Genomic DNA, 6,340 nt, shown 5'->3' with positions numbered 1-6,340 from the left:
AATCAGTATAGCACAATAAAAGTTAAGTTAACAAGCTATAGTTTAAAAAGCCGTCCTAAAAGGACGGGGCTTTAACCCAAAATTTCGGTAACCAATATACTCTAGACGAATTGGAATCACTATCGGATTTTGTCGAGCAGGAACTTCGTCTTTCGTCACCAATCGAATTAGCGTGGTTGGATGTAATAGAAATTAGGGATTTGGGACTAAATACCAATGGTGATTGGTACGGACGATATGATGGACAGACATTTAAAGCGAGAATTCGCCTTAACTCTCTCGTTTTAGGTACGATCGAGCAATTACAACGAACCTTGGCCCACGAATACGGACATCACTGGACTCTATCCTATCTCGCTGTTCATCACAACTTACGAATTTATAAAGAACGATTACCCCGAACCTATTACAAAATACGAGGTTTAAGCGAAGAGCATTGCGTTTATACTCCCGAACAGAGTAGAGCTTCTTATGAAGATTGGATGAGATGCGATAAGGAAATTATCGCCGAGGATTATCGGGTTCTATTTAGTCCTCATCCTCACAATCAAGATCATCGAATGGTAGGGAATTTGCCGTTGATTAGGCTCTCGACCCATCCATCTATCAGGGAACAAGCTTTAAACATATGGAGATCGATCCAAAATTTATTTTACACGGTATTCAACCTAGGGATCAGCCATCCCGATGATCGAGTTGAGGAATATATCAGGAATCTCCCCACTACTCCATAGTATCGGATTTTAGCAAAGCTTGATGATTTTCCTCTGTATTCTCGCTGTGCAACATCCGGGAGAAGCGGGGGGAATTCGTCGGGATTTGGCCTTTGAAAACCGTAAATTTGCCCTGAAAACCACTAATGGGCAGCAAGTACCCCTAGGGTCGAATTGGCCCAGTGGTCAAGTTAATCAACCTCCCCGGCCAGCAGTGGTGGCGATTCGGCGAACCGAGTCAAAATCTGGATAATACATTTGTTTTAGATTATCGGTTTCCCTTCAGGATTTCCGAAAAACAAAAAAGGGGTCTTAGCCCCTTTTTCCGGATTAGTTAGTTATTTTTTCGGCGATAACATCATCATCATGTTACGACCTTCTTTTTTTGGCGCTTGCTGTACCTCAGCCACATCCTGTAAATCTTTGGCCATGCGCGCCAGTAATTCTTCCGCTAGGTTAGAGTGTTGAATTTCCCGGCCTCGGAAGGTAATCGTCGCTTTTACCTTATCTCCCGCTTTTAAAAAACGTTGCGCTTGGTTGACTCGCACGTTGTAGTCATGCTCATCGATTTTATAGCGCATTTTAACTTCTTTTATATCGGCTGTATGCTGTTTTTTCTTGGCCTCACGGGCTTTTTTCTCCTGTTCAAACTTGTACTTGCCATAGTCCATAATCCGGCAAACGGGAGGATTTGCCGTTTCACTGACGAGGACGAGATCAAGTTCCTTTTCTTCGGCCACGCGCAAAGCTTCGGCAGGAGTAATAATTCCTAGTTGAGAGCCGTCGCTATCGATAACGCGGATTTCGGGAAAGCGGATTCTTTCGTTAATTTGGGGGAGATCGCGAGTAGTGCGTCTTTTATCTATCACAGGCGTTCTGGGTTATCTCTATTCTAGTTAGTTAATCGGTTGGAGTTTACAAAATGATTTACTTGTTATTCTACCTACTCGATCGAGTTTCTTGGCCAATTGTTAAGTTTTCTTGCAATGTTAATTTTTAGCCGCCGGTCGTCAGCCGCCGGCCGTCAGCCAGATAAGCTGTTGTCTATGGGCTTTGTCAGACCTAAGCTACCATACTCTCAGGAATCGATCGGTAAGGTGCGTTCCCCCTCGTTGCGGCAGGGAACGCACCCGACAAAATCTCTCAGGAATTGATCGGTAGTTATAATATCGTTACGGCGGATTCATGTTTGTTCTGGTAAATTCTCCACCCTGAAAGGTTTATCCAATAAGGAATTGGCTGTACCAGAGGAATAAAGTAACTGCTGTATGCCATCAACAACCATCGTCAACCAATGATCCCTAAACTACCCCTTTCTAGGAAAAACAATCAGAAAAAAAGTCATCCATCCGAACAGCCCTCTGTAAATTCTACCAAACCAGAGACAAAATCAAAACAATCGATCATTACAAGGATCGGTCAACTATTACCTTTCTGGACAAACAATCAGAACAAAAGTCATCAATCCGAACAACCCTCTGTAAATTCTACCGAATCAGAGAAAAAAAACACGATCCCTTCATGGCTAATGAAATTCGGGCAAAAAAGTTTACTGATAGCGTTAGCGTTCGTGACTGCATCGGGTTCGGTTATAGTTACTTTTATCACTAATCCCGATAAGGTTCAACTTTGGCTAACTATGTTATTCCCAAAACCTGTTTCCTTCTCTTGCGAGGGGATCACTGTTCAAATCCCGCAGAATTGGCAACAACTTGGATGTCAATCTGTCGCAATTCCTGATGTTCCTGACGCTACCATCATTCCCAGAACTTTTCTCAGCAATGAAAGCAATTCTCCTAAAATACGCTTGATTATCGAAGAACTTTATGAAAACGATATTACTTTGCAAAAATTTTACCAGAAAGAAAAACAAAAAGCACAATCATCAATAAATAGCAAGAAAAATACTTATTTTACAGGGAATAAAGAATTTCAATTCAAGGGTAATTCAGATAACTACGAATTAGTTTATGAGGCAGACAATATTAAACGAAGAGATATTGGTTTTTTATACAGAAAAAAACAATATAAGATTCGTTATGAAGCCAGTACCCAAGACTTTAATAAGTATGAAAAGGAAGCGAAAGATATAATCAATTCTTTGGAGTTAGATTCAGTTAAAGAAGCGAAATAGTCTATGATTAAAAGTTTTCGCTGTCAAGACACAGAAATCCTGTCATGTTGAAATTGTTGATGATTATTAAGGGAGGTTGATGATGAATAATTGGAAAAGCTCCATTCACCCCGTTGAAATTCTCGCGGATGAATTAGAAGAAATTGATCTTACTATCTCTCAGCTTGCCCAAAAAATTTATGTTTCGGAAGAAACTCTCTATCACATCGTACAGGGAAACGCGAATCTCAAGGGAGATATTGCTTTAAAATTAGGACGTTTCTTTAATACTGGTGCTGAACTGTGGATGAATTTACAAAAGGCTTATGAATTGGATGTAGCCAGAGAAAATCTAGGCAATAGGCTAGAAGAAATCATTCCCTATCAACCTGTTTTTTCTTTATAGAGGATAATCCTGATGAAACGTGAATATGACCTTGCTAACATGAAAAGTCGTCCTAATCCTTTTTCTCAACAATTAAAGAAACAAGTCACCCTGACTTTAGGAATTGAAGTAATTGAGTATTTTGAGAAGAAAGCCAAGCAAAAGGGCATTTCCTATCAAGAGTTAATAGATTTATATCTTCAAGATTGTATGACCAATCAAAGAGAGTTATCTTTTGATTAACGCCTTAAGTTCCTTAAAGCCTTGGAGTTAGGGGTTAAGTACCTATCCGTGCTACGATCTCGGCTATAATAGCATCATTCGGTTTTCTTTATTGTGTGAGGAGTCACCTGATATGGTTTACAGAACATCGGCTTTTGGTTTACTCGCTTTGGCTTTATTGGTTTCGGGGGTTAGCGTGTCGGCATCTCAGAGAATGACAGGGGTAAGGGAAAGCCAAGTCAACGACGGAATCAATAGCCGTAGGGACACACAACTACTGGCACAACAACCTATTTTCAGCGAAAATAAGTATTTTTCAGGAGTCTTACAAAGTTGCACTCGTTCCGGCTCCTCTGTAAAATGTTCGGTGGTTATTAGAAGTAAAGAAGATACCAATATCACTATATTATGTCAGTCGCAGGATGTCACTAAATTGTATGACGCATTTGGAAATCTTTACCTTTGTAGTCAAATTCAAATTGGTAATCGCAAACAAGAAGGGAGTATTAGCTCAAGGTTTCCGCAGGGAGCTCCAGTCAAGGTAACATTAACGTTTAATAATATTCCTTCTCAAATCCGTGAATTTGACACTTTTGAATTACATACTCACATTAGTTTTCTAAGATTTCCGAATGTCAAAATTTCTGGATAAGTTTGTTCAGTTATATCTACCGTTTTTGATTGGTTTTGTAGGTTCTTCCGAACTTACACTGTAGAAAATTACTCAAGCTCCCTCTCTGCCCAGCAATGCTCTAAAGTTGATAAATATCAATCTAACAAAAACTCAAAGCCTTAGTATACAAGCTTTACAAGCACAAGTTGTTGATAGTTTTACATGACAGGTTTGGTAGAGCCGTTTTGTATCTGGTTTCCGCGATAAAAATTATATCGAACATCGTTTTAACATATCGCTCAAGATCGTTCCCCTACTTTCCCAAATTGAACCAGGATCGCGCAATAGATTATCATCGGAAGGTAAACCAAAAGGATACTGTCCTAATTGTCCTCGGTAAACAAACCAAATTGGGTAAAAGCCGAGATTGGGATTCTTTTGATTGTATAAACTTGAAATTGAGAGAGTTGATACTTGTTGAATATCGTTAAACCAACCTAGCTCTTTAGCGAATTCTGTATAAAGATAAAGCCGAGACTCTCTAGGCGGCAAAGTATAATGATACTTATTATAAATGCTTCTTTGTAACCGAAATCCATATCTTCCATTAGATGCTTTACGCCACGCTAGATCTAGATCTGCTAGAGTTTTACAGTTTAAAGATAGCAATTCATTGCTATCTAAATCGTCTGATTTATCCACATCACCTTCTTTTAATAAAATCTCCCAAGTTTTATCATTCGCTTGTCCCCATTTCTTAGCTGCTAGTAATTGCTCCAAAGTTTGATTGGGAGAGGGAAGAAGGGGAGATAATCTTTGAGAATTCCGAATCGCTTGCCACTGAGGATATAAATCAATAGGAATCGCTAAAGGTGAAGATTTATTCCCAGAAGCGTCTTTATCTGCTTCGACTAATATTCCGACTAATTCACCATTTTTATTAACAACCGCGCCGCCACTCATTCCGACTTCCGTTACTACATCTATCTTCAGCGTCGCCCCCTTTTGTCTTTTTAGTAGCGCATCAGGAGGTAATCTATCAGTAAATTTACCCAGTCTAAGGGTGGAAGTAGATAGCCTTTCTGTAATCAGATAGGAAGGAAGCGGATAGCCAGAAACGGTTAGATCATCGGTGGGTTGTAATTGCTGGCTATCTCCTATATTCGCCGTTCGATATTTAGCAGAACTTTGTATGGTAATCTCCGCTAGATCATAATCGTCAATTTGCTTAATATTTTTCTCATTAATGATGTGGCTACCGATTATTTGCCGATTAGAAGGATTAAAAATTAAAACTTTATAGTTTCTCTTTTCTTGCACCACATGATATGCTGTTAGAATCGTGTAGAATTGTCCTTGCTGGCGAACGATTACCCCAGAACCTCCATCCTCTTTATAGCTTCCTTCTACATCAATTCTGACGGTAATCTCCTTTAATTGTAATTGGTCAAACTGAGCGATCGCTACAGGAAAAGGTATCAATATCGAGACAATACCCAACCAAGCGAACCATCTTTTTATCATTGTCTTTCAGTCCTCGATCGCTCCACTTCTTCGAGAAACTTCTTGACATGAATATAAACCTCTCGGTGAGTCTCCCCATAATAAAATCGAAACTCGCCCGTTAATTTTAAATCCGTCCGATGGCGAAGGGCTAACATTTTATCTAAAACTCTCTCCGCGTTCTCCCCCCGCTTTAATTTGACGATAAGTTCTCTTTCGGTATCGCAAGCTTTATCTTTGGGTTCCTTGACAAAACAAATGATCGGATAATTATCCCTCGATTTTCCCGTCCGTAAAAAAGAACGACTCCAGGTTTTATCGTCAAGTCTTGCTTGAATGATCTCAGAAACTTCCTTACACCGCTCTAGTGGCTTTTCCCCGGCAACTTCATCCACCCAATAAATAAATGGTACTAAATTTCCCGTTCCGTTCTGGATCATTGTCGTGGGAACTTTTTGCTTTGTGGAGGGATAGCTTTCTGTTTTACAGGTAATTTTAGGCGATTCCGTTCGCCCTTGTTGTGGGGTGAAACAATTAGAAAGCATAACAACAAATGCCAAGGAGAAATAGCGCCAGAAAACATTCATCGCGTGTGGGGTGAAACCATTAGAAAGCATAACAACAAATGCCAAGGGGAAATAGCGCCAGAAAACATTCATCGCGGTTGTCGCAAGCGAGAAGTATATGCCGCGATTGTATCTTGACATCCTCGCCGCCGTAAAACGGACGGCGATTCCTCACCACGCCACTTTTTTAGGGTGGTCGCTGAATGGGGTTGACGCTTCACCGAA

8 protein-coding genes and 1 pseudogene are annotated in these 6,340 nt (G+C 40.2%); 6 read left to right on the top strand and 3 right to left on the bottom strand.

Annotation, left to right across the window (positions count from 1 at the left end):
- The first annotated feature begins 110 nt into the window (after positions 1 to 110).
- Both BGL89_RS03120 and BGL89_RS03115 read left to right on the top strand, forming a co-directional pair.
- Positions 111 to 734: a hypothetical protein gene (locus BGL89_RS03120; protein WP_286824394.1), complete on the top strand. Its 624-nt coding sequence runs from the start codon at positions 111 to 113 to the stop codon at positions 732 to 734.
- A gap of 40 nt (positions 735 to 774) precedes the next feature.
- A pseudogene (locus BGL89_RS03115) lies at positions 775 to 966 on the top strand (hypothetical protein); the annotation flags it as partial.
- Positions 967 to 1,051: 85 nt separating this feature from the next.
- Here the strand turns inward: BGL89_RS03115 and infC are convergent.
- Positions 1,052 to 1,582 (bottom strand): translation initiation factor IF-3, encoded by a 531-nt coding sequence (gene infC / locus BGL89_RS03110; RefSeq protein ID WP_002757952.1) that lies wholly within the window; start codon positions 1,580 to 1,582, stop codon positions 1,052 to 1,054.
- A gap of 425 nt (positions 1,583 to 2,007) precedes the next feature.
- On the opposite strand from infC, the gene BGL89_RS03105 reads away from it, so the two are divergent.
- From BGL89_RS03105 to BGL89_RS03090, 4 genes are all read left to right on the top strand, one after another.
- Positions 2,008 to 2,847 (top strand): hypothetical protein, encoded by an 840-nt coding sequence (locus BGL89_RS03105; RefSeq protein ID WP_286824393.1) that lies wholly within the window; start codon positions 2,008 to 2,010, stop codon positions 2,845 to 2,847.
- Positions 2,848 to 2,929: 82 nt separating this feature from the next.
- Complete coding sequence (locus BGL89_RS03100; protein ID WP_286824392.1) at positions 2,930 to 3,232, top strand: HigA family addiction module antitoxin; 303 nt, start codon at positions 2,930 to 2,932, stop codon at positions 3,230 to 3,232.
- Between the two features lie 12 nt (positions 3,233 to 3,244).
- Positions 3,245 to 3,454, top strand: a complete 210-nt coding sequence (locus tag BGL89_RS03095; RefSeq protein WP_286824391.1) for an antitoxin — start codon at positions 3,245 to 3,247, stop codon at positions 3,452 to 3,454.
- A 112-nt stretch (positions 3,455 to 3,566) separates the two neighbouring features.
- A complete protein-coding gene (locus tag BGL89_RS03090) occupies positions 3,567 to 4,085 on the top strand; it encodes a hypothetical protein (RefSeq protein ID WP_286824390.1) in 519 nt (172 codons plus the stop codon).
- A 231-nt stretch (positions 4,086 to 4,316) separates the two neighbouring features.
- Here BGL89_RS03090 and BGL89_RS03085 read toward each other — a convergent pair whose 3' ends face one another.
- Both BGL89_RS03085 and BGL89_RS03080 read right to left on the bottom strand, forming a co-directional pair.
- Entirely contained in the window at positions 4,317 to 5,570 is a 1,254-nt protein-coding gene (locus BGL89_RS03085; protein WP_286824389.1) for a trypsin-like peptidase domain-containing protein, read from the bottom strand.
- Entirely contained in the window at positions 5,567 to 6,208 is a 642-nt protein-coding gene (locus tag BGL89_RS03080; protein WP_286824388.1) for a COP23 domain-containing protein, read from the bottom strand. Before BGL89_RS03080 ends, BGL89_RS03085 begins: the two co-directional genes overlap by 4 nt.
- Positions 6,209 to 6,340 lie beyond the last annotated feature (132 nt).

It is taken from the genome of Microcystis sp. LSC13-02 (assembly GCA_002282935.1).
GTDB lineage: Bacteria > Cyanobacteriota > Cyanobacteriia > Cyanobacteriales > Microcystaceae > Microcystis.
Note: the sequence above shows the minus strand (reverse complement) of the source record. Positions and strands in the feature narration are given on the sequence as shown.